The organism is Cellulomonas fulva (assembly GCF_018531375.1).
GTDB classification, from domain to species: Bacteria; Actinomycetota; Actinomycetes; order Actinomycetales; family Cellulomonadaceae; genus Cellulomonas; species Cellulomonas fulva.
On sequence record NZ_JAHBOH010000001.1, the window covers coordinates 427661 to 450549 of the forward strand.

General features: G+C 73.9%; 22 protein-coding genes and 1 riboswitch. Of the genes, 3 read left to right on the forward strand and 19 right to left on the reverse strand.

Annotated features, from left to right (window positions below; translation table 11 throughout):
- Positions 1-101: 101 nt before the first annotated feature.
- Positions 102-548 (forward strand): Lrp/AsnC family transcriptional regulator, encoded by a 447-nt coding sequence (locus KIN34_RS01825; protein ID WP_214346008.1) that lies wholly within the window; start codon positions 102-104, stop codon positions 546-548.
- Between the two features lie 28 nt (positions 549-576).
- On the opposite strand, the gene KIN34_RS01830 is transcribed toward KIN34_RS01825, so the two are convergent.
- The 4 genes from KIN34_RS01830 to KIN34_RS01845 form a co-directional block, all read right to left on the reverse strand.
- Positions 577-1500 carry a universal stress protein gene (locus KIN34_RS01830; RefSeq protein ID WP_214346009.1) on the reverse strand — a complete coding sequence of 308 codons (924 nt, stop codon included), beginning with the start codon at positions 1498-1500 and terminating at the stop codon, positions 577-579.
- 124 nt (positions 1501-1624) lie between these two features.
- On the reverse strand, positions 1625-2134 hold the full coding sequence (locus tag KIN34_RS01835; RefSeq protein WP_214346010.1) for an HNH endonuclease: 510 nt from the start codon (positions 2132-2134) through the stop codon (positions 1625-1627).
- Between the two features lie 225 nt (positions 2135-2359).
- Positions 2360-3124 (reverse strand): C40 family peptidase, encoded by a 765-nt coding sequence (locus KIN34_RS01840; protein WP_214346011.1) that lies wholly within the window; start codon positions 3122-3124, stop codon positions 2360-2362.
- 3 nt (positions 3125-3127) lie between these two features.
- Positions 3128-3290, reverse strand: a riboswitch (cyclic di-AMP (ydaO/yuaA leader).
- 334 nt (positions 3291-3624) lie between these two features.
- Complete coding sequence (locus tag KIN34_RS01845; protein ID WP_214346012.1) at positions 3625-4314, reverse strand: iron-dependent transcriptional repressor DtxR; 690 nt, start codon at positions 4312-4314, stop codon at positions 3625-3627.
- A gap of 96 nt (positions 4315-4410) precedes the next feature.
- Between KIN34_RS01845 and serC the strand changes: the two genes are divergently transcribed.
- Both serC and KIN34_RS01855 read left to right on the forward strand, forming a co-directional pair.
- Positions 4411-5535 carry a phosphoserine transaminase gene (serC, locus tag KIN34_RS01850; RefSeq protein ID WP_307858042.1) on the forward strand — a complete coding sequence of 375 codons (1125 nt, stop codon included), beginning with the start codon at positions 4411-4413 and terminating at the stop codon, positions 5533-5535.
- On the forward strand, positions 5532-6533 hold the full coding sequence (locus KIN34_RS01855; RefSeq protein WP_214351654.1) for an epimerase: 1002 nt from the start codon (positions 5532-5534) through the stop codon (positions 6531-6533). Before serC ends, KIN34_RS01855 begins: the two co-directional genes overlap by 4 nt.
- A gap of 76 nt (positions 6534-6609) precedes the next feature.
- On the opposite strand, the gene KIN34_RS01860 is transcribed toward KIN34_RS01855, so the two are convergent.
- From KIN34_RS01860 to KIN34_RS01930, 15 genes are all read right to left on the reverse strand, one after another.
- A complete protein-coding gene (locus KIN34_RS01860; RefSeq protein WP_214346014.1) occupies positions 6610-7284 on the reverse strand; it encodes a peptidase in 675 nt (224 codons plus the stop codon).
- A gap of 199 nt (positions 7285-7483) precedes the next feature.
- A complete protein-coding gene (locus KIN34_RS01865; protein ID WP_214346015.1) occupies positions 7484-9421 on the reverse strand; it encodes a DUF4012 domain-containing protein in 1938 nt (645 codons plus the stop codon).
- 235 nt (positions 9422-9656) lie between these two features.
- Complete coding sequence (locus tag KIN34_RS01870) at positions 9657-10985, reverse strand: MFS transporter (protein ID WP_214346016.1); 1329 nt, start codon at positions 10983-10985, stop codon at positions 9657-9659.
- The gene (locus KIN34_RS01875) at positions 10982-11407 is read right to left on the reverse strand and encodes a MarR family winged helix-turn-helix transcriptional regulator (protein WP_214346017.1); all 426 of its coding nucleotides are present in this window, start codon (positions 11405-11407) and stop codon (positions 10982-10984) included. Before KIN34_RS01875 ends, KIN34_RS01870 begins: the two co-directional genes overlap by 4 nt.
- Positions 11408-11543: 136 nt before the next feature.
- Positions 11544-12869 carry a UDP-glucose dehydrogenase family protein gene (locus KIN34_RS01880; RefSeq protein WP_214346018.1) on the reverse strand — a complete coding sequence of 442 codons (1326 nt, stop codon included), beginning with the start codon at positions 12867-12869 and terminating at the stop codon, positions 11544-11546.
- A 168-nt stretch (positions 12870-13037) separates the two neighbouring features.
- Complete coding sequence (locus tag KIN34_RS01885; protein ID WP_214346019.1) at positions 13038-14555, reverse strand: NCS2 family permease; 1518 nt, start codon at positions 14553-14555, stop codon at positions 13038-13040.
- A gap of 83 nt (positions 14556-14638) precedes the next feature.
- Complete coding sequence (locus KIN34_RS01890; RefSeq protein WP_214346020.1) at positions 14639-15121, reverse strand: hypothetical protein; 483 nt, start codon at positions 15119-15121, stop codon at positions 14639-14641.
- The gene (locus tag KIN34_RS01895; protein WP_214346021.1) at positions 15118-15483 is read right to left on the reverse strand and encodes a response regulator; all 366 of its coding nucleotides are present in this window, start codon (positions 15481-15483) and stop codon (positions 15118-15120) included. The genes KIN34_RS01890 and KIN34_RS01895 overlap by 4 nt, the downstream gene beginning before the upstream one ends.
- Positions 15480-16001: a chemotaxis protein CheX gene (locus tag KIN34_RS01900; RefSeq protein WP_214346022.1), complete on the reverse strand. Its 522-nt coding sequence runs from the start codon at positions 15999-16001 to the stop codon at positions 15480-15482. Before KIN34_RS01900 ends, KIN34_RS01895 begins: the two co-directional genes overlap by 4 nt.
- Entirely contained in the window at positions 15998-16381 is a 384-nt protein-coding gene (locus tag KIN34_RS01905; RefSeq protein WP_214346023.1) for a response regulator, read from the reverse strand. The genes KIN34_RS01900 and KIN34_RS01905 overlap by 4 nt, the downstream gene beginning before the upstream one ends.
- Positions 16378-17373, reverse strand: coding sequence for a CheR family methyltransferase (locus tag KIN34_RS01910; protein ID WP_214346024.1), 996 nt, complete (start codon positions 17371-17373; stop codon positions 16378-16380). Before KIN34_RS01910 ends, KIN34_RS01905 begins: the two co-directional genes overlap by 4 nt.
- Positions 17370-18476, reverse strand: a complete 1107-nt coding sequence (locus KIN34_RS01915; RefSeq protein WP_214346025.1) for a protein-glutamate methylesterase/protein-glutamine glutaminase — start codon at positions 18474-18476, stop codon at positions 17370-17372. Before KIN34_RS01915 ends, KIN34_RS01910 begins: the two co-directional genes overlap by 4 nt.
- Positions 18476-20083, reverse strand: coding sequence for a methyl-accepting chemotaxis protein (locus tag KIN34_RS01920; protein WP_214346026.1), 1608 nt, complete (start codon positions 20081-20083; stop codon positions 18476-18478). Before KIN34_RS01920 ends, KIN34_RS01915 begins: the two co-directional genes overlap by 1 nt.
- Entirely contained in the window at positions 20083-21192 is a 1110-nt protein-coding gene (locus tag KIN34_RS01925) for a substrate-binding domain-containing protein (protein ID WP_214346027.1), read from the reverse strand. Before KIN34_RS01925 ends, KIN34_RS01920 begins: the two co-directional genes overlap by 1 nt.
- 38 nt (positions 21193-21230) lie before the next feature.
- Complete coding sequence (locus KIN34_RS01930) at positions 21231-22850, reverse strand: methyl-accepting chemotaxis protein (RefSeq protein ID WP_214346028.1); 1620 nt, start codon at positions 22848-22850, stop codon at positions 21231-21233.
- Positions 22851-22889: the final 39 nt, after the last annotated feature.

Sequence of the window (22889 nt, forward strand, 5' to 3'; positions counted from 1 at the left end):
GTCCCTACCGTCCTATCGGCACGTCGGGTCCGCCACTTCAGCCGGGCGCGCCGGCATCCGCGCGAGCACGGCACGGTGCAGCAGCGAGGATCATGGGCGCCATGACCGACGACCTGGACGCCGCGATCCTCCGGGTGCTCGCGGTGGACGCGCGCGCCACGTACGCCCAGATCGGGCAGCAGGTCGCGCTGTCCGCGCCGGCCGTCAAGCGCCGCGTCGACCGGATGCGCGACGACGGCGTGATCCGCGGCTTCACGGTCCGCCTCGACCCGGCCGCGCTCGGCTGGCAGACGGAGGCGTTCGTCGAGATCTACTGCCAGGGCTCGACGAGCCCGGCCACCATGCGGGCGGCCGTCGAGCAGTACCCGGAGGTCGTGGCCGCCAGCACCGTCACCGGCGACGTCGACCTCGTCGTGCAGGTGCGGGCGCGGGACATGCGGCACCTGGAGCAGGTCGTCGAGCGGCTCGTCGCGGAGCCGTTCGTGTCCCGCACGCGGTCGACCGTGGTCCTCTCCGCCCTGGTCCGACGGCCCGACGTCATGCCCTGACGCCTCGTCGCGCGCCGGGGCGCGGCGCTCAGTCGGCGCAGCGGTTCGTCACGACCATCACGGGGCACGTGGCGTGGTGCAGGACCGCCTGGCTCGTCGAGCCGAGCAGGAGGCCCGCGAAACCGCCGCGCCCGCGCGAGCCCATGACGATGAGGTCGGTGGCCGCGGAGAACTCCGTGAGCAGCTCGGCACCCGTGCCGTCGAGCGCGAACCGACGCACCTGCAGGTCCTTGCCCTCGAGCTCCCGGTCGACCACGACGTTGAGGCCCTCGGTGATGTCGTTGAGGACCTGCTCGTGGTCCACCGCGGCCGGCAGCCACGCCAGCACGCCGGTCATCGACCCGACCGGCACGCCCGAGATCGCGGTGAGCTCCGCGTCCCACGCCACCGCCTCGTCGATCGCGTGCCGCAGCGCGCGCTCGGCCTGCGGCGAGCCGTCGACTCCGACGACGATGCGCCGCACCGGCCGCACGGCCGGCAGCTCCGCGTCCTCCGGCAGCGCGTGCCCGTCGCCGTCCCGCAGCGGCACCACGACGGTCGGGCAGTGCGCGTGCGCGGGCAGCGCCGACGAGACGGTGCCGAGCAGGCGGTCGGCGAACCCGCCGCGCCCCCGCGTCCCGACGACGGCGAGCCGGGCCTCCTTGGACAGCTCGACGAGCACGCCCGCCGCGTCGCCCGTGTGCACCTTGGCGGTGGTCGGCACGCCGCTGCCCGCCACGCGGGCGGAGGCCTCGGCCAGCACCGCCGCGGCGCCCTCCTGGATCGCGGTGTCGTCGAGCGCGGCGTAGCCGCCGTCGAGCGAGGCCGCCGCGAACGACGGCAGGGCGTAGGCGCACACCAGGTGCACCGCCCAGCCGCGGCGCGCGGCCTCGGCCGTCGCCCAGTCCAGCGCGTGGAGGCTCGCCGCCGATCCGTCGACGCCCACCAGGACCACGTCGTCACGCGTCGTCATGCGCCCGTCACCTCCATCGCCCGTCCACCCCGGCGGCCGCACCCGGGTCGTCCGGGCCGCCGCGATCGTCCCTCAAGTCAACACCAAGTCTTGACCAAAGATCGATTCGAGTCGGGCAGTGGGATCAGGCGACCTCGGCGCCGTCCCCCCATCCCAGGAGGTAGGGCTCCCAGTCGGGGTGCCGCACGTGGCCCACGGCCGCGACCGGGCCGTGCGGCGCGCGCGGCGTGAACCGCAGCTCCCAGCCCAGCTCCGTCAGCAGGTGGTCGGCCTTGCGGTGGTTGCAGCGGGCGCACGCGGCCACGACGTTCTCCCACGCGTGGGGCCCGCTCCGGCTCCGGGGCACCACGTGGTCGATCGTGTCCGCCCGTCCCTCGCAGTAGGCGCACCGCTCGCGGTCGCGCGCCAGGACCGCTCGTCGGGTGATCGGCACGCGGGTCCGACGAGGCACGCGCACGTACCGCTGGAGCCGGACGACCGACGGCGCGACGACCGTGAGCCGCTCGGACCGGACCAGCGCCTCGCTGCCCTGCTCCACGACGGCCTTCTCGAGCAGCAGCAGGACCACCGCACGCCGCACCGGGACCACGCACAACGGCTCGTAGGACGCGTTGAGCACCAGGGTGCCGCTCACGGCGCGCCCCAGGCCGGGCGCGCGGGCGCGCCCTGGTCGACCACCTCGGACCGATCTCTCGTCACGGTGCCTCCCGGTGCCCGCGTGCTCATGCGATCGGACCCGGCTGGCCCGTCGACAGAGGCTGCGGTGCGCGATCAGGGTAGCCGCCCGCAGCTGCCACGAGAACGACGAGGCCCCGGCGACACAGCGTGTCGTCGGGGCCTCGTCGGAGGTGCGAGGGCGTCAGCCGATGCGGATGAACACCGGCGAGCTCTGCCAGATCTCGCGGAACTGGATCGTCTTGCCGGGGCGCGGCGCGTCGATCTGCATGTTGCCGCCCGCGTAGATGGCGATGTGGCCGGGGCTCCAGATCAGGTCGCCCGGCTGGGCGTCCGCACGGGAGATGATCTGGCCCGCGTAGTGCTGCGCGCTCGACGAGCGCGGCAGGCTGATGCCGACCTGGGCGTACACGTACGACGTGAAGCCGGAGCAGTCGAAGCCGCTCGGCGTCGAGCCGCCGTAGACGTACGGGACACCCACGTAGCGCGCGGCGATCTCGAGGATCTTGTTGCCGGCGACGCTCTGCGGGATGGGGCTGTTGGCGACCGGCGTGGAGCGCGAGACCGGGTCGGTGGTGCGCGTCGTCGTCGGCGCGACGACCACGGGCTCCGGCTCGGGCGCCGGGAGCGTGACCTTCAGCTCCTGGTCGTCGATCGTGAACTTCGCGTCGGCCGGGGCGCTCACGACCGGGGCGGTCTCGAGCAGCGCCCGGGCGCTCGCGGTGAGGGCGTTGGTGTCCACCGCGGCGAGGGCGCCGGCGGAGGCGTCGTCGGACGGGCTCGCCATCGCGGGCGCAGCGCCCAGGACGGACGAGACGACCAGACCCGACGAAGCGGCGACGACCGCGGAACGACGGCCGACGTGGCCCAGCTGCTCCGTGGCGACCGCTGCGAGGTCCGTCAGCGGCGTCGAGGGCCGCCGAGCGGCCCGGTGCCGTGCATGCGTCATGCGCGTGCCTCTCCTTGTCGCCTACGAGGTCAGCTGTCGGGTTCGGGTGGGAGAACACCCGGCCTCTCGGCCGACCGAGGTCGACGTCCTGGCTTCACCCCAAGGGCACCGAAGCGCCCAGATTTGGGTCCCCCGCCCCTGCCGGCGGTTCGTGCGGACCTCGTGGCGGCGGCAGGGCTAGGCGTCCCGCTCGAGGGCTTCGCGGAGGAGGGGTTCCGTGAAGCAGGACGAACGTACATGAGGTCGCCGCCGATTGTCACGTTCCGATCACGAACTCGTGCGGACATCTTGGACACGCGACCGGGTGGACTTCCGGGGTCCGGATGATGACGCAGGTCACAGGCGTGGGAGCGTGCGTCAGAGGGTCCGCGGGCGACCACTCTGCGACCCTCGCGTCTCGCGGGCCGGATATGTCGGCTCTGCGCACCTCGCGGTCGCGCCCCGAGCAGCGCGACGCCCCGGCCACCGGAGGCGGCCAGGGCGTCGGGAGAGCGCCGGGGTCAGCGCGTGCTGACGAAGATGTGCCGCGCGACCTCGTCGGGCAGGTCCAGCACCACCTCGCCGCCGGGGACACCGACCGTGACGGTGCCGGGCGCGACCTGGACCGTGATCTCCGCACCGGGGACCACGCCGGCGGTGGCGAGCCGGGCGAGCAGCTCGACGTCCACCTGCAGCGGCTCCGCGATCCGCGCGATGCGCGCGCGGCCGGCCTCGACGGGAGCGCCGACCAGCGACGTGACGCCGTCCAGGAAGGCGATCCGGGTCTGCTCCTCGCCGATCTCCGAGAGGCCCGGGATCGGGTTCCCGTAGGGGTCGAAGTGCGGGTGGTCGAGCAGCGCGGCGAGGCGCTTCTCGACGCGCTCGCTCATCACGTGCTCCCAGCGGCACGCCTCCTCGTGGACGTACGGCCACTCGAGGCCCACGACGTCCGTCAGCAGCCGCTCGGCGAGCCGGTGCTTGCGCATGACGCGCACGGCCTTCGCGAGGCCGAGGTCCGTGAGCTCGAGGTGGCGGTCGCCCGTGACCACGACGAGGCCGTCGCGCTCCATCCGGGCGACGGTCTGCGAGACGGTGGGGCCGGAGTGACCCAGGCGCTCGGCGATGCGCGCCCGCAGGGGCGTGATGCCTTCCTCGGTGAGCTCGTAGATCGTCTTGAGGTACATCTCCGTCGTGTCGATCAGGTCGCTCACCGCGTCGCCTCCCCTTCCGGTCGCGGCCGTGCCTGCGCGGCCGCAGTCACAGGGTAGTTGGTCGTGCGCGACGTCCGCGGGCTCTATCCTCGCCACGTGCCCGAGACGCTGCCCACGATCCCGTCCGAGCTGCTGCCGCGCGACGGCCGCTTCGGCTCCGGACCGTCGAAGGTGCGCGCCGCGCAGGTCGACGCGCTGGCCGCCGCGGGCCGGTCGCTGCTCGGCACCTCGCACCGGCAGGCGCCGGTGCGCTCGCTCGTCGGGCGCGTGCGCGCCGGCCTGACCGAGCTGTTCGCGCTGCCCGACGGGTACGAGGTGGTGCTGGGCAACGGCGGGTCCACCCTGTTCTGGGACGTCGCGACCCTGTGCCTCGTCGAGCGGCGGTCGGCGCACGGCTCGTTCGGCGAGTTCGGTGCCAAGTTCGCGACGGCCGTGGCACGCGCGCCGTTCCTGGACGAGCCCGTCGTCACCACCGTGGCACCCGGCGGCGTCGCGGTGCCGGAGCGGGCCGACGTCGACGTCTACGCGTGGCCGCACAACGAGACCTCCACCGGCGCGGTCGCGCCCGTCCGGCGGGTGCCCGGCTCACGCGAGCAGGACGCGCTCGTCGTCGTCGACGGCACCTCGGCCGCCGGTGGCGTGCCCGTCGACGTCGCGCAGACCGACGTCTACTACTTCGCCCCGCAGAAGTCCTTCGCGTCCGACGGCGGGCTGTGGCTCGCTCTCGCGTCGCCCCGCGCCGTCGAGCGCGCCGCGCGCCTGGAGCAGGGACGCTGGGTGCCGGAGAGCCTGTCGCTGACGACGGCGGTGGCGAGCTCGCGGCTCGACCAGACGCTGAACACCCCGGCGATCGCGACCCTGGTGCTGCTCGCCGAGCAGATCGACTGGATGCTCGCGCACGGCGGCCTCGACTTCGCCGCCGGCCGCAGCGCCACCTCCGCCGGCCACCTCTACTCCTGGGCGGACGCGCGCGACTGGGCGACGCCGTTCGTCGCGGACCCCGCGCACCGGTCGCCCGTGGTCGGCACCATCGACCTCGCGCCGGAGATCGAGGCCACCACCGTGACGGCCACCCTGCGCGCGCACGGCGTCGTCGACGTCGAGCCGTACCGCAAGCTCGGCCGCAACCAGCTCCGCGTGGCGATGTTCCCGGCGGTCGACCCCGACGACGTGCTCGCGCTGACGGCGTGCATCGACCACGTCGTCGAGCAGCTGGGCTGAGCGTGACCGAGCGCGTCGCGGTCGTCGCCGGCGCGTCCGGCTTCATCGGCCGCGCGGTGGCCGCGGCGCTGCGCGAGGACGGCTACGCGCTGCGGCTCGTCGGACGGACCGGTCCGGACGCGACCTGGGACGACGCCGCCTCGCTGCGCGGTGCCGTCGACGGCGCGGACCTGCTCGTCAACCTCGCCGGACGGTCCGTCGGGTGCCGCTACACCGACGCGAACCGCGACGAGATCCTGCAGTCGCGGACGACGACGACGCGCGCGCTGCACCAGGCGGTCGCCGCGGCGGACCGGCCGCCGTCGCTCTGGCTGAACGCCAGCACCGGGACGATCTACCGCTACGCCGTGGACCGGCCGCAGACCGAGCGGGACGGCGAGCTCGGCACCGGGTTCTCCGTCGACGTGGCGCGCTGCTGGGAGGACGAGCTGTTCGCCGGCGAGCTGCCCGGCACGCGACGGGTCGCCCTGCGGATGGCGATCGTGCTGGGCGACGGGCTGGCGAACCGGCTGCTCTTCGCGCTCGCGCGCTCGGGCGCGGGCGGCGCGCAGCTCGACGGCTGGTGGTTCGAGCACCGGCGCTACCGCGGCACCGGGCCGCACCCCACCGGGGACGGCCGCCCGCCCCGGCACCGTTCCCGGGGACGGCAGCGGTTCAGCTGGATCCACGTGGACGACGTCGTCGGCGCCGTGCGCCACATCCGGGACACCCCGGACCTCTCCGGTCCGGTCAACCTCGCGGCACCGGAGGCCACCGACAACCGGACGCTGATGGCCACGCTGCGGCGCGTGGTGCGCATGCCGGTCGGGATCCCCGCACCGCGCTGGGTGCTCGAGCCCGCGATGTGGGTGGCGCGCAACGAGTCGGAGCTGGTGCTCAAGAGCCGCTGGGTCCACCCGGAGCGGCTCCTGGAGAGCGGCTACACCTTCCGGCACACCGAGCTCGAGCAGGCCCTGCGCGACGTACGCGCGGCGACGGCGGGCCGTCGCCGCGCGTAGCGGCCGTCACGTCGGAGCGTGACGTCGAGGCCGTCAGCGACGCGCCGCGCAGGTCGTCAGCGGCGCGTCGCCGGGCTCACTCCTGGACGCGGCGGCGGTGGTGCATCGCGACCGCGAGGGCGACCGCACCGGCCGCGACCAGGCCGCCGCCCGCCAGCGCCAGCGGGAGGGCGTCGGTGCCGGTGGCGGAGAGCTCGGGCTCGTCCGAGAGCACGGCGCTCGAGGGCGGGTTGGTGTTGCACTCGGGACGCGACGGCGGGTAGCCGACCGTGACGGTCGCCTCGGGGTTGACCTCGAACCGGACCTCGACCGACGGGCGGACCCAGTCCCACTCGTCGCCCTCGACCCAGGTGCCGTCCGGCAGCTGCGTCCAGCCCGGCCAGTCGACGCCGCGGCCGTTCTGCTCCACGGCACCGGGCCAGTTCACGGTGCCGGACAGCGGCAGGCCGGAGAGCACGTAGTCCGCGCCCGTGGGGTTGACCCAGGTGATCTTCACGGTCGTGTTCGGGCTGCCGATCGCCTCGACCTGGTACCGCAGCTTGGGCACCTCGTTGTCGCAGAACGGCGAGAGCACCTGGACGCGGAGCTCGCAGGGCAGCGGCGGACCGTAGTCGTCGGCCGACTGCTCGAGGCAGCCGTACTGGTCGGAGGGGGCGGGCGACGGATCCGCCGCGATCGCCGCCGCCGGCACGGCCACGGCCGCCAGCAGGGCGACGACCAGGGCGACGAACGCCTTGACGAGCTTGCTCATGGGACCGCGCCACCTCAGGTTGAGCTACAGAACGGATGAATCGGGCATTTCAGGATCATCTTCGCCGCTGCGACCCCGGAACCATAGCGGCAGAACGGGTGATTTCGGGCCTCGCCTCCACAGGCGACACCCGGAAGGTGACGCGCGGTTGCCCCGGGATACCTCGCGCGCCGCGGCGCCGCGGGTGAGAACCCGGGGCTCAGCCCACGCAACGGGCGTCGACGGCCCCCGGCGCGGCCAGCGTCGGGGTGGTCCAGACGTCGACCCGCCCGTCCACCACGGGCACGGTCGCCCGGATCGTCGTGCTCTCCCCGGGCGCCAGCAGGACGGAGGTGGTGCGCACGTCACGCCCGGCGACCTCCGCCGCGGAGCCGACGATCGCGTCGTCCTGCCGCAGCTCGGCCACCGCGGCGCCGGCGGGCGCGTAGACGGACACCCGGGTGGCGAGCCAGCCGGGCGGCACCACGTCGTCGCGGATGCCCAGCACACCGCGGCGCCAGGTGGCGACGTCGTCGGGAGGGTCGTAGGACAGGTCGACGCGGACGGTCGCGGACGGGCTCGCGCCCGTGCAGACCAGGTCCTCCACGGTGACGTCCGCCGTGAGGTCGTAGTCGAGCTTCCCCGTCGTCGCGTCGTCGAGGAACACGCCCACCGCGCCGGGAGCCGCGCCGCTCAGGAACGCCCCGCCCACCGTGGTGCCGGCGAGCACCTCCTGCTCGTCGTCGTGCGCCGACCACACCCGGACGCGACGCTCGTCGACCGCCTGCGCCGCGGCCGCGACCAGCGCGTCGCTGTCACCCGTCCCGCTGGCGACGGCGCCCAGCACGGCCGCCGCGACGTCCGCGAAGTACGCGTCCGCGAGCTCGTCGTCGTCGTTCTCGAGGTACACGTCCCGCAGCGACGTCTGCAGGAAGGTGCTGCCGCGGACCTTGCTGCCGTCCGCCACCTCCAGCGGGCCCGTCGCGCGCAGGACGAGCCGGACCGTCGTCGGGTCGGTCGCGATCACGCCGTCCACCTCGCCGCCGCCCGCCCCGGCCCAGAGCTCCCGGGCGATCTGCGCGGTGCGCGGGAAGTCCGGCGAGCCGGACGCGTCCTGCACGTACCGCGCGAGCGAGGTCCCGGAGACCGCGACCTCGCCCTCGCTCAGGTCGACGACGGGATCCCGCGGCACCGGGACGTCCCGCCCCGCGACCTGGCGCACCAGCTCGACCCGGCCGTCGTCGACCCGCAGCTCGATCAGCGCGCCGACGATCCCGCCCTGCGCCCGCAGCTCCGCCGAGTTCAGCGCGAGGACGAGGTACGTCCGCGGCCCGTCCGCGCCGAGCATCGGGGGCAGCAGACGGGTCGTGCGCGCGGCCGACGTCAGCGTGCTCGCGAGCTCGGTGAGCGCGTCGTCCGCCTGGCCCACGGCGTCGGCGAGCGGTCCGACGAGCGCGTCGCGGTCCACCCCGGAGACGCGCGCGGCCGCCTGCGTCGCCGCCGCCGACCCGTCCGCGAGGCCCGGTGCGACCGCCGCGATCGCGTCGACGTCGACCCGGCCGTCCGCGGTGCGCAGACCGCCGCCGGCCAGCAGGTCGCCCGCGCCGACCGCGGTCGGCAGCGCGTCGGCCGCGACCTGGTCGAGCGACTCCCCCACCGCGCGCACCGCCGCGAGCTGCGCCCCGAGCCAGGGTGCGTGCTCCGCGACGCGCCAGACCGGGTCCCGGGTCTGCTCGGTCGCCCGACCGGCCGCCTCCTGCAGCGCGGGCACCGCGTCGTCGAGGGCGGTGAGGCGGTCGGTCCCTTGGGCCTGCTCCACCCGGCCGAGCGCGCTCCGCGCGTCCTGCAGGGCATCGGTCGCCGCCACCGCCCGGTAGCCCACCCAGGCCAGCGCCACGACGAGCAGCACCAGCAGCACGACGATCGTCAGCGCCACCCGCCGCGGCCAGCGCCGCCTCCGGCGCCCGCCCGCCCCGGGCTCCGCACCGTCACGCCCGTCGGCGTCACCCCCGTCGGCGGCCCGCTCGTCGGCGCCGGGCTCGTCGGCGAGGTGGTCGTCGGCGAAGTGGTCGTCGGAGGGCTGGTCGTCGGTGGGGCCAGGGTGCTCGGGCGCCGGTGCGGCGGGCGTGCCCGGGCCCGCGTCGGCGTCGGCAGTCATGCCGCGATCGTGACATATCGGGCGCTCGTCGGACGCGGCCGCCCGACGGATTCACCCACCCGCCCCGGCCCGTCACCCGCCTGAGCCCCGCCCCGCCCCAACCCGGCGCGAGGTCGTGACTTCCACGCCAGATCGTGACTTCCACGCGAGGTCGTGCCCTGCAACGCACGATCTCGCCGCGAGCTCACGACCTCAGCAACGGCCAGAGCGTCGGGGAGGGCGGCGGTGGCGCGGGTCAGGCGGCGGTGGCGCGGTCGGAGGCGTCCTGGACGCCGAGCCGGCCGGCGACGGCGGCCCGGGCGTCGGCGACGTCGGAGCGGTGCAGCACCTCGAGGTGCGGCCGCGACAGGTGGTAGCGCACCTGCACGTCCCACGCGCGGCGGGCCCACAGCGCCGCCCCGGCGGAGACCAGCAGCGCGGTGATCGAGCCGATGCCGATCGACCAGCGCGCACCGAGCTCCTCGCCGATCCAGCCGACGATCGGCGACCCGATGGGCGTCGCGCCCAGGAACACCATCATGTAGAGCGCCATGACACGGCCGCGCATCGCGGGCTCGGTGCTCATCTGGATGGTCGCGTTGGCCGCGGTCATCATCGTCAGCGAGGCCAGGCCGACGGGGATGCAGGCGATCGCGAACGACGGGTAGGTCGGCATGAGCGCCATGACCCCGGTGGCGACGCCGAACGCGAAGGCCGCACCGATGACGAGCCGCACGCGCGGCCGGTCGCGCCGGGCCGCGAGCAGCGCGCCCGTGAGCGAGCCGATCGCCAGGACGGACCCGAGGATCCCGTACTCCCCCGCGCCCTTGCCGAACTCGGTGCGCGCCATGAGCGCGCTGGTGAGCTGGAAGTTCAGCCCGAACGTCGAGACCACGCCGACGACGACCATGATGACGAGGATGTCCGTGCGGTTGCGGACGTACCGGATGCCGTCGCGGATCTGGCCCTTGGCGCGCGGCGCGCTCGGCATCGCGCGCAGCTCCCCGCGCCGCATGAAGGTCAGCGCGAAGATCGTCGCGCCGAACGTCACGGCGTTGATGACGAACACCCAGCCCGGCCCGACCCACGCGATCAGGAGCCCGGCGACGCCGGGGCCGACGAGGCGCGCGGCGTTGAACGACGCGCTGTTCAGGCCGACGGCGTTGGAGAGCTTGTCCTGCGGCACCAGCTCGGCGACGAACGTCTGGCGCACCGGCCCGTCGATCGCCGTGACGCAGCCGAGCAGGAACGCGAACAGGTAGACCTGCCAGAGCTGGGCGTGGCCGCCGAGCACGAGCGCCCCGAGCCCGGCCGCCAGGACCCCCTGCCCGGCCTGGGTCGCGATGAGCAGCTTGCGCCGGTCGACGCGGTCGGCGAGCACGCCCGCGTACGCGGACAGGGCCAGGACGGGCGCGAACTGCAGCGCGGTGGTGATCCCGACGGCCACGCCGGACTCGTCGGACAGCACCGTCAGGACCAGCCAGTCCTGCGCCACGCGCTGCATCCAGGTCCCGACGTTCGCGACGAGCGCGCCGGCGAACCACAGGCGGTAGTTGAAGAAGCGCAGGGAGTCGAACGTGCTCATGCCTGGGAGATCCTCCGCAGCAGCTCGACGGCGTCGGCCAGCCGGTCCTGCTCGTCGGGCGTCATGCCCTCGAGCTGCGCGGCGAGCCACTGCGACCGGCGGTGGCGCGTCTCCACGACCTCGGTGCGACCGGCCTCGGTCAGGCTCACCACGACGACGCGGCCGTCCGTGGGGTGCGCGGCCTTGGCGACCAGGCCGTCCTCGACCAGGCAGTTCACGGTGCGCGTCATCGACGGCGGCTGGATCCGCTCGATGTCGGCGAGCTGGCCGGGCGTGAGCGGCCCGCGCTTCTCGAGGTGGACCAGGACGGAGTACTGCGGGTCGGTGAGGTCCGCGGAGCCGCGTTCCGCCCGGATGCGCCGGGCGGCCATGATCACGGCCGCGCGCAGCTCACCGGCGAGGGCGGGAGCGGCGACAGGCATGTCGTGAGCATAACTTATTACTTGGAGTAATGACCACGGGCAAGGTGCTGCACGCGCCGGAGCCGCCCGTCGCGTGACGGGCGGCTCCGGGGTGCGGCGCGGGTGGGGCGGGGAGAGGACCGCGTGAGGTGCGGCCTCAGGGGCGACCGAGGGCGCGGTACGTCCAGCCCGCGGCGCGCCACTGCGCCGGGTCCAGCACGTTGCGCCCGTCCAGCATGTGCTTGCCGGCGACGAGCGCGCCCAGCGTGTCCGGGTCCAGCGCGCGGTACTCGGACCACTCGGTACCGAGCAGCACCGCGTCGGCGTCCCGCACCGCGTCCAGCACGTCCTGCGCGTAGGACAGGTTGGGCCGGGCCGCGCGCGCGTTCTCGATGCCCTGCGGGTCCGTCACGACGACGTGCGCGCCGGCCTTCTCGAGGGAGTCCGCGACGGACAGCGCGGGCGAGTCGCGGATGTCGTCGGAGTTGGGCTTGAACGTCGCGCCCAGGACGGCGATGCGCTTCCCGACGAGCGTGCCGTCGCAGACCTCGCGCGCCAGGTCGACCATGCGCTCGCGACGCCGGCCGTTGATCGAGTCGACCTCGCGCAGGAACGTCAGCGCCTGGTCGACGCCCAGCTCACCGGCCCGCGCCATGAACGCCCGGATGTCCTTGGGCAGGCAGCCTCCGCCGAAGCCGAGCCCCGCGTTGAGGAAGCGCCGGCCGATCCGCGCGTCGTAGCCGATCGCGTCGGCGAGCTGCGTGACGTCGCCGCCCGTGGCCTCGCACAGCTCGGCCATGGCGTTGATGAAGGAGATCTTGGTCGCCAGGAACGAGTTCGCGGCGACCTTGACGAGCTGCGCGGTCGCGTAGTCGGTCACGACGAGCGGGGTGTCGTCCGCCAGCGGCGTCGCGTACACCTCGTCGAGCTGGGCCTTCGCGGCCTCGCCCTCGGGCGTCACCACGCCCTCGTCGTCCGTCGGCAGGCCGTAGACGAACCGGTCCGGGTGCAGGGTGTCCTCGACCGCGAAGCCCTCGCGCAGGAACTCCGGGTTCCAGATCAGGGTCGCGCCGGTGGGCGCGAGCTGCTCGGCGAGGCGCTCGGCCGTGCCGACCGGGACCGTGGACTTGCCGACCACGACGTCGCCGGGCCGCAGGTACGGGGTGAGCGCGGCGATCGAGGAGTCGACGTACGTCATGTCCGCCGCGAACTCGCCCTTCTTCTGCGGCGTGCCCACGCAGACGAAGTGCACCTTCGCGCCCTCGACCGCGGAGATGTCCGTGCCGAAGGAGAGCCCGCCCGCGGCACCGGCCTCCGTCAGCAGCTCAGGGAGTCCGGGCTCGAAGAACGGCGCGCGGCCGGCGCGCAGCGCCTCGACCTTGCGCTCGTCGACGTCGATCCCCACGACCTCGTGGCCCAGCGACGCCATGGCCGCGGCGTGCACGGCCCCGAGATACCCACAACCAATGACGCTGATGCGCACGGCAACTCCTGAACGGTCCGACGGGTGCCGGTCGAGGATACCGGCGCCGAGCCCGATCTCCCGCGCCGGTGGTCCCGCCCCGACCGCCACTCGCCCGCAGCGCACGAGAACGGGTGGAGAAGATCCCGCCCAGCGGGACCATCTCCACCCGTTCTCGCTCGGTGGACGTCAGACGCCCAGCGCCTCCTTGATCGGGTTGAGCAGGAAGTACAGGACGAAGAGGCCCGCCGTGAGCCACATGAGCGGGTGGACCGCCTTGGGCTTGCCGACGCCGAGCTTGATGACGACGAACGCGATCACGCCCGCGCCGATGCCCGCGGTGATCGAGTAGGCGAACGGCATGATGACGATGGTCAGGAAGGCCGGGATCGCGACCTCGAAGTTCTTCCAGTCGATCCCGCTCACCTGCATCACCATGAGGAAGCCGACGACGACGAGCGCCGGGGTCGCCGCCTCGAACGGCACCATGTCGACCAGCGGGGACAGGAACGTCGCGAGCAGGAACGCGACGCCGGTGGTCACCGCAGCGAGCCCGGTGCGCGCCCCGTCACCGACGCCGGCGGCGGACTCGACGTAGCTCGTGTTGGAGGAGACGCTCGCGGCGCCGCCTGCGGCCGCCGCGAGGGAGTCGACGATCAGGATCTGCTTGGTGCGCGGCGGGTTGCCGTTCTCGTCGAGCAGGCCTGCCTCGCCGCCGATCGCGACCATCGTGCCCATGGTGTCGAAGAAGTCGGCGAGCATGAGCGAGAACACGAGCAGGATGACGGCGAGCAGCCCGATCTTCTCGATGCTCCCGAACAGCGAGAACTGACCGATCAGCGAGAAGTCGGGGGCCTTGACCACGCCGCCGTCGGGGAACGCCGGGCTGTTGAGCTTCCACCCCTCGGGGTTGACCACCGCGCCCGTCTCGTCGGTCTGCTTGCCGATCTTGCCGAACGCCTCGATCACGATCGCGAGCACCGTGGCCGACGCGATCGCGATCAGGATCGCGCCCTTGACCTTGCGCACCATGAGGACCACGGCGAGCAGCAGCCCGACGACGAAGACCAGCAGCGGCCAGCTGCCGAGCGAGCCGGCGATGCCGAGCTCGACCGGCGTGGCCAGGCTGGCCGGGATCCGCACGAAGCCGGCGTCGACGAGCCCGATGAAGGCGATGAACAGACCGATGCCGACGCTGATGGCGGTCTTGAGCTCACGCGGGACGGCCTTGAAGACCGCCTCGCGGAACCCCGTCAGCACCAGGACCAGGATGACGAGGCCCTCGAGGACGACGATGCCCATCGCGTCCGCCCAGGTCATCCCGGGCAGCGCGGCGACGGAGAACGCGACCACCGCGTTCAGGCCCAGCCCGGCGGCGAGCGCGAGCGGGAAGTTGGCGACCACGCCCATCGCGATCGACAGCACGCCTGCGACGAGCGCGGTCGTGGCCGCGATCGCCGTGATGTTCGGCGCGTCACCGCCCCCGAGGAAGTTGCCCTCGAAGCCGTTGTCGCGGACGGTCCCGATGATGAGGGGGTTGAGGACGATGATGTAGGCCATCGTGAAGAACGTGACGAGGCCGCCGCGGATCTCCGTGCCGATCGTCGAGCCGCGCTCGGTGATCCGGAAGTAGCGGTCGATCGCGTTCTTGGGGGCCTGCTCGGGGGGAACGGCGCGCGTCTCGGCGGCGCCCGGGGTCGAAGCCATGCGCGCATGATGGCAGAGCCACGTGTCGCGCGGATGTCGTTCCGCGGGCCGGTCTCGTCGGACGAGACGCCCTCCCGTGACGGTCAGACGACGAGCAGCGAGAACGACCCCCCGCCGTACCCCGCGACCTGCATGGTGAGGTCCGTGCGGCGCACGTACGCGAGCACCCAGGGCGCGAGGTCGGACGCGAGCGCCTCCCCCGGCTGGTAGACCCGGTCGAGCCGCACGTGCGGCGCGCCCTCGGCGTTGAACAGCGACGCGGTCACGTTGAGCACCTCGCCCGCGTTCTCCGCGAGCGCGCTCGGCAGCTCCCGGAGCTCGGTGGCCTCGGCGGCCGCGCGGGCGGGCACGAGGCCCAGGGCGGCGCCGATGTGCGCGGCGAGCGGCAGGTCGAGCAGGACCATCGCGACGAGCTGCAGCCCGCGGTCGACGTACACGCCGACGAGCGCACCGGCGGCGGGGTCGACCATCGCGCCGCCGGTCTCGACGGCGACGTCCCGCCCGACGAGCCCCTCGACGAGCTCGCGGACGTCCTTGGCGGACGGCAGGGGCGTGGCCTCGCTCATGCCAGCACCGGCTCGATGACCTCGCGGAACGCCTCCGGCGTGAACGGCTTCGCGATGAGGAACAGGGCGCCCGCGGCCTCGGCGGTCGCGCGCATCTCCGGCGACCCCTCGGACGTGACGAACCCGAACGGCGTCTCGTAGCCCGCGGCGCGCAGGCCGCGCAGCAGCTCGATCCCCGTCATGTTGGGCATGTTCCAGTCGGACAGGACCACGTCGGGCTCGTCGGACTGCACCGCGGCCAGGGCCTCGGCGCCGTCGGACGCCTCCCGGACGTCCCAGTCGTAGCCGGCCTGGCGCAGGGTGCGGATGACGATCTGCCGCATCACGCGGGAGTCGTCGGTCACCAGGACGCTGATGCTCATCGGTCTCCTCCATCGGTGTCGTGACCCGGCAGCGCGACCCACACGTCGACGACGAGCAGGCGGCCCCGCCAGGACAGGGGCAGGTGCTGCGCGCGCACCGCCCCGGCGAGCGGTGGCACCGCCGTGCCCACCTGGGGCAGGCCGAGGGTGCCGGGGTTCGGCAGCAGGGACTTGAGGTTGCCGCCGACGACGTTCGCGATCTCGCCGAACGCGTCCTCGAGGTCCTCGCGGGCGACCTCGTCGTCCGCGGGCAGGGCGAGCAGCGCCCGCGCGAGGTCCTCGGCGGTGCTGTGCGCCGTCACCAGGACCGCCCGCCCGGACCACTCGCCGTGCAGGTCGACCCACGCGACCAGCGCGTCGTCGAGCTCCGGCAGATCGCCGTCCCACGGGAGCAGCAGGCCCAGGTCGCCGTCGACCATCGCGGCGAAGACCTCTTGCGCGATGGCGTGGACCTGGTCGTGGTCGACGGTCTGGTCAGCTGTCTGGTCGACGTTCTGGTCGACGGTGGCGGCGCTCATGCGGGCTCCTCGACCGCGACGAGCCCGAGCAGGTCGAGCTTGTCGCGGATGGCATCCGTGGTGAAGGGCTTGATCAGGTACTCGTGGGCGCCCGCGGCGAGCGCGCGCACGATCTGGCCGTGCTCGCTCTCGGTCGTGACCATCATCAGCGTGATGTGGCGCCAGGCCGGGTTGGCCCGGACCTCGGTGACGAACGTGAGGCCGTCCATCACGGGCATGTTCCAGTCGATGCAGGCGAGCTGGACGTCCTCGCCCGCCTCGAGCAGGTCGAGCGCCTCGCGGCCGTGCTCGGCCTGGAGCGTCTCGAACCCGAGTCCGTCCAGGGTTCCTGCGACGATCCGGCGCATCGTGCGCGAGTCGTCGATCACGAGTGCTCTCATCGGGTGGGTCCTCCGCTCAGGGGGGAGTTGCGGGTCAGGGGGAAGCTGCGGGCGGTGGCCGCGGCGGGGGCCGCCGGTGCGGTCCGGGCGGCGAACCCGGGTGGCCGGACGCCGTCGGTGCCGGTCGCCTGGAGGGACGGGCGCGCCGACGAGGACGCCGTGGGCAGGGGCGCGACCACCGACGCGCCCTGCGGTCGGTAGACCGAGGTGCGCTCGATCGTGACGCGCTCGTACCCGTCGTGTACGCCGAGCGTGGTCTCGGCGGCGCCCAGGAAGAGCACGCCGTCGGGCTTGAGGACCCGCAGCACCCGGTCGAGGATCGCGCGCTTGGTCGGCGGGTCGAAGTAGATGAGCACGTTGCGCAGGAACACCACGTCGTACGGCCCGGGCGGCGGCGCGTCGAGCAGGTTGTGCGCCCGGAACGAGATCATCCGGCGCAGGCTCTCCGCGATCTCCCACTCGGTGCCGACCCGCCGCAGGTGCTGCACCAGCATCTGGGCCGGCATGCCGCGGTTGACCTCGAGCTGCGAGTAGCGGCCGGCCCGCGCGCGGGCGAGCACCTGCTCCGACAGGTCGGTCGCGACGATCTCGGCACCCATGGCCGGGGGCAGGTCCTCGCTCAGGCACATCGCGAGCGAGTACGGCTCCTGGCCGGTCGAGCAGGCGGCGGACCACACGCGCAGGCGGCCGACGCCGCGGCGGGCCGCGACCAGCCGCGGCAGCTCGACCGTGCGCAGCGCCTGGTAGGGCGCGCCGTCACGGAACCACGACGTCTCGTTCGTCGTCATGGCCTCGACGACCGCCGTCACGGCGGGCGACGCGGGCTGCGCCCGGAGCCGGTCCACGAAGGCGTCGATGTCGACGCCGGCCTCGCGGGCCAGCGGCAGGAGCCGCGACTCGACCAGGTACTCCTTGCCGGGCGTGAGCTGGATGGCGCTGCGCCGACGGACCAGGTCGGCGACGAACGTGAAGGACTCGGGGGACAGGCTCATGCGGCCGCACCTCCTGCGTGCAGCGCCCGCTCGACGGCGGACGCGACCTCGTTGACCGGCAGCACGTGGTGCGCCAGCCCGGACTGGGCGACGGCCCCGGGCATGCCCCAGACGACGCTCGTCGCCTCGTCCTGCACCATGACGGTCCCGCCGGCCTCGACGACGTCCGCGCACCCCGCGCGGCCGTCCGATCCCATGCCGGTGAGGACCACCGCGAGCAGGTCGCCGCCCGCGGCACGGACCGCGGAGCGGAAGAGCACGTCGACGGCGGGCCGGCAGAAGTTCACCGGCGGCCCGTCGGTGAGCACGGTCTCGATCGCGGTGCCGGCCCGGCGCACCTCGAGGTGCCGGTCGCCGGGCGCGATGTAGACCGTGCCGGGCCGCAGGAGCTCGCCGCCCGCGGCCTCGACCACGGTCGCCGGGCTCAGGCGGTCGAGCCGCGCCGCGAGCTGCCGCGTGAACACCGGCGGCATGTGCTGCACGACGAGCACGGGGACCGGCGGCGGCGCGACGAGCGAGGACAGGACGCGGGAGAGCGCCTCCGGTCCGCCCGTCGAGGACCCGACCACGACGAGCCGGTGCGCGTGCGGCGCCGGCGCGGGTCGCAGGGTCGGCGCGGGGCGCAGCGTCGTCGTGCGCGGCGCCGGGGCGGGAGCCCCGAACGGCGTGGGGGACGACGAGCCGCCGAGCCCGGGGACCGGGACGAGCGAGCGCAGGCGGGGCACGAGCTCGTCGCGCACCCGGGCGATCGACTCCTGGACGCTGCCGACGTTCGACGGCTTCGCCACGTAGTCGGTCGCGCCCGCGGACAGCGCGTCGAGCGTGGCCGCCGCACCGCGCTCCGTGAGCGTCGAGAACATGATGATCGGCATCCGGTGCCCGGCGGCGCGCAGCGCGCGCACGGCCTCGATGCCGTTCATCTCCGGCATCTCGACGTCCATCGTCACGGCGTCCGGCCGCAGCTGGGCGACCTTGGTCTGGGCGAGCCGGCCGTTGGCGGCCACCCCGACGACCTCGACGCCCGGCGCCTGGGACAGCGCGTCGGAGACGAGCCGCCGCACGACGACGGAGTCGTCGACGACGAGCACGCGGATGACGCCCATCAGAACGTGAACCCTGCGACGCGGTCGCGCAGCGTGCCGGACATCGCGGCCAGCTCGTCGACCTGCGAGCCGACGTCCGTCAGGACGTGCGACGAGCGGTCCGCGGCGGTGGCGACACCGGTGATGTTGGCGGCGATCTCGCCCGAGCCGGTCGCGGCCTCGGCCACGCCGCGGGACATCTCGTTCGTCGTCGCGGTCTGCTCCTCGACCGCGGACGCGATCGTGAGCTGGTAGTCGTTGATCGACGCGATGATGGTCGCGATCTCCTCGATCGCGGCCACGGCGCCGGTGGTGTCCTGCTGGATCGCCTCGACCCGACGCGCGATGTCCTCGGTCGCCTTGGCCGTCTCGTTCGCCAGCTCCTTGACCTCCCCGGCCACGACCGCGAAGCCCTTGCCCGCCTCGCCGGCACGCGCCGCCTCGATCGTCGCGTTGAGCGCCAGCAGGTTCGTCTGCTCCGCGATCGAGGTGATGACCTTGACCACGTTGCCGATCTCCTGCGACGACACCCCCAGGCGCGCCACCGTCTCGTTGGTGCTCGCCGCCGCGGTCGTCGCCTGACCCGCGACCTTGGCGGCCTCGGTCGCGTTCTGCGCGATCTCGCGGATCGAGGCGCCCATCTGCTCGGCACCCGCCGCCACCGCCTGCACGTTGCGGGACACCTGCTCGGCGGCCGCCGCGACGACGCCCGCCTGCGCGGACGTCTCACCGGCGCTGCCGGAGACCTCGGCGTTCGACGACGCGAGCTGCCGCGCGGAGGTCGCGACGTCCTGCGCCGTGCGGGCGACCTCGGCGAGCGTCCCCCGCAGGCCCTCCTGGGCCCGGGCGAGCGACTCCGCCATGCGGCCGACCTCGTCGCGCTCGGCGACGTGCGCCTCGCGGGTCAGGTCGCCCGACGACATCGCGTCGAGCGACGCCGCCACGTCACGCACCGAGCGCGCGATGCGGCGGATCGTCGCGGCGGCCAGGACCACCGCGCACAGCGTGGCGACCAGGAAGCCGACCGCGAGCACGACGATCATCCGGTGCGCCTCGGCCTGGCCCTGCTCCTGGATCGCGACGACGTCGGCGTCGGTCTGCGCCGACGCGAGCGCGAGCGCGCGGCCGGCCCAGTCGGGGTCCGCCGCGAGCTCGGCGGACAGCGTCGCGCCGAAGCCCGCCGTGTCACCCGCCTCGACCAGCGGCACCAGCGTCGACGTGCGCAGCGTCTGCCACGCGTCCCACCGCGCCAGGAAGTCCTGCCACTGCGGGCCGTCGGCCGTCGGGAACCGGTCGATCACCGCGATCTGACGGTCCACGTCGGCGTCGACCCAGTCGGCCGAGGTCAGCAGCTGGCGCCGCGTGTCCTCGTCGACCGCCGCCGCCCGGCGGACCAGCAGGTGGCTGCGCTGCTGGTCGATCGACAGCTGCGTGAAGGCGCGCTGCAGCTCGGTGTTGAGCGTCGCCATCTCGTCGAGGTGCTGCGCGCTGCGCCACAGCGCGACCGCGCCGGCGCTGCCGACGAGGGCGAACGCACCGCCCATGACGAGCATGACGGCCGTGAACTTGGTGGCGATGGTCCGGTCCCAGAACCAGGCGGCGCGACGACGCGCGGGCTGCTCGCTCATCAGCCGATCTCCTTCGCCGAGTAGTAGCCGCTGTCGATCAGCACGGCCTGGTAGTTGTCCTGCGTCACGAGCTGCGGCGGCAGCAGGTAGGCGGGAACGACGCCCACGCCGTTGTCGTACGACGTGGTGTCGTTGACCTCGGGCTCCGTGCCGTGCAGCAGCGCCTGCACCATCTGCACCGTGACCTCGGCGAGCTGGCGCGTGTCCTTGTAGACGGTCGAGTACTGCGCGCCGTCGGCGACCGAGCGGACCGCGGGCACCTCGGCGTCCTGGCCCGGGACGACGGGCGTGTAGCCGAGGTCCGCGGTCGCCGCGAGCACCGCCTGCGCGATGCCGTCGTTGGGCGCCAGGACCCCCGCGAGCCGGGTGCCGTGGGTGTAGGGCGCGAGCAGCGACGTCATGCGCTCCCCCGCGACCTCCGCCTTCCAGCCGGCGATCGCGACGTCCTCGCGCTCCACCTGCTTCGACGGCACGACGAGCACGCCGGACTCGAGGTACGGCGTCAGCACCGACATCGCGCCGTCGTAGAAGACCGTCGCGTTGTTGTCGTCGGGCGACCCCGCGAACAGCTCGACCGCGAACGGCCCCTCGTCGCCGGTCGGCGCGCCCTGCTCGTCGAGCACGCCGATCCCCTGCAGCAGCGACGTGGCCTGCAGGACGCCGACGCGGCGGTTGTCGAACGACGCGTAGAAGTCGACGTCGCCCGAGTCGCGGATGAGGCGGTCGTAGGACACGACGGGCACCCCCGCGTCGCCCGCCTGCGCGAGCACCGCCTTGAGCGCCGTGCCGTCCACGGCCCCGACGACGAGCGCGTCGGCGCCGTCCTCCAGCATCCGGCCGATCTGCTCGGCCTGGGCGGCCGGGTCGTCGTCGGCGTACTGCATCTCGACGTCGAAGCCCAGCGAGCCGAACTGCTGCGACAGGTTGTCGCCGTCGGCGACCCAGCGCGTCTGCACCGTCGTCGGCATCGCGATGCCGACGAGCGGGGTCTCGTCCTCGCCGGCCGCACCGGTCTGCCCGGCTGCCTGCCCGCCGGTGCCGCACCCCGCCGTGAGCGCGATCGCGCCCGCGGCGAGGAGCGCGGCGGCCCGGGTGGTCCGTGCGGTCATCGTCGTCCGTCCTCGTCCGTGTCGGGTGGTTCGGGTGCTCAGTACGTGAACGCGGCGACGCGCGAGCGCAGGTCCGCGGACATCCGGGCGAGCTCGGCGACCGACGCGCCCATCTGGCCGACCACGTCGGAGCTGGTCGCCGACGCCGTGGCGACGCCCGTGATGTTCGTGGCGATCTCGCCCGAGCCGGTCGCGGCCTCGGCCACGCCGCGGGACATCTCGTTCGTCGTCGCGGTCTGCTCCTCGACCGCCGAGGCGATCGTCAGCTGGTAGTCGTTGATCGACGCGATGATCGAGCCGATCTCGCCGATCGCGGCCACGGCGCCCGTGGTGTCCTGCTGGATCGCCTCGACCCGACGCGCGATGTCCTCGGTCGCCTTCGCCGTCTCGTTCGCCAGCTCCTTGACCTCACCGGCCACGACCGCGAAGCCCTTGCCCGCCTCGCCGGCACGCGCCGCCTCGATCGTCGCGTTGAGCGCCAGCAGGTTCGTCTGCTCCGCGATCGACGTGATGAGCTTGACGACGTTGCCGATCTCGGCGGACGACGTGCCCAGGCGGGAGACCGTGTCGTTGGCCTGCGCCGCGACGCCGGTGGCCGACGAGGCGACCTTGGCCGCCTCCGTCGCGTTCTGCGCGATCTCGCGGATCGAGGCGCCCATCTGCTCGGCGCCCGCGGCCACGGCCTGCACGTTGCGCGAGACCTGCTCGGCGGCGGCGGCGACCACGCCGGCCTGCGCCGAGGTCTCCTCCTGCGACGAGCCGACCTGCTGCGACGCGGCGGCGAGCTCCTCGGCGGCCGCGGCCACCGTCTGCGCGGTCTCGACGACCCCGGACAGCGTGCTGCGCACAGACTCCTGGGCCGAGCCGAGCGCGAGGGCCATCCGGCCGAGCTCGTCCTGCGAGCGCACCGCGACGGGCCGGGTGAAGTCGCCCTCGGCCATCGCCTCGAGCGCGCCCTGCACGTCGGTGACCGAGCGGCGGATGCCGCGCGTCACGACGAACCCGAGGGCGAAGGCCGCGAGCAGCGCGACCGACAGGCTGACGGTCAGCACGGTCACGGCCCCGCGCGCGCGGTCACCGGCCGCGTCGGCGACGGTCGCGACGTACGCCGTGATCTCCTCGGCGGTCGCGTCGAGGTCGTCCGCGTAGGTGCTGATGAGGGGCTGCGCGATCTCGTCGCGCACGCTCTGGTAGGCCTCGAGGTCGCCGGCCTGCGCGGCGGGCACGAGCTGCTCGTCGCGCACCGCGAGGAACGCGGCGTAGTCCGCGAGGAACGCCTGCCAGCTCGCGGAGGCGGCGGCCTCCGGGACGGCGTTGTAGGCGTCGATCTGGCCGTTCAGCTCGGCGTCGTTCTCCGCGAGCTTGGCGGTCCAGTCGTCCTTGCCGGCCTGGTCGGCGGACGCCGCGATGTTCGCGACGATCATGCGCGCCTTGAGCTGGTTCTGGTGCACCAGGCTGCGGACGTCGGCCACGTTCGCCTGCACGCTGGACAGCGTCTGCAGGTCGGCCTTGGAGGTGTTCAGCGCGGTGACCGCGTACGCCCCCGACGCGATCGCCACCACGCCGAGCAGCGCGAAGACGGTGAGGATCTTGGTCTGGATGCCACGGTTGGCGAACCAGGTGCCGCGACGCGGCTGCGGACCGGAGGTGGTGCTCATCGGGGGGCTCCTAGGGGGCAAGGGGCGCGGGACCTGTCG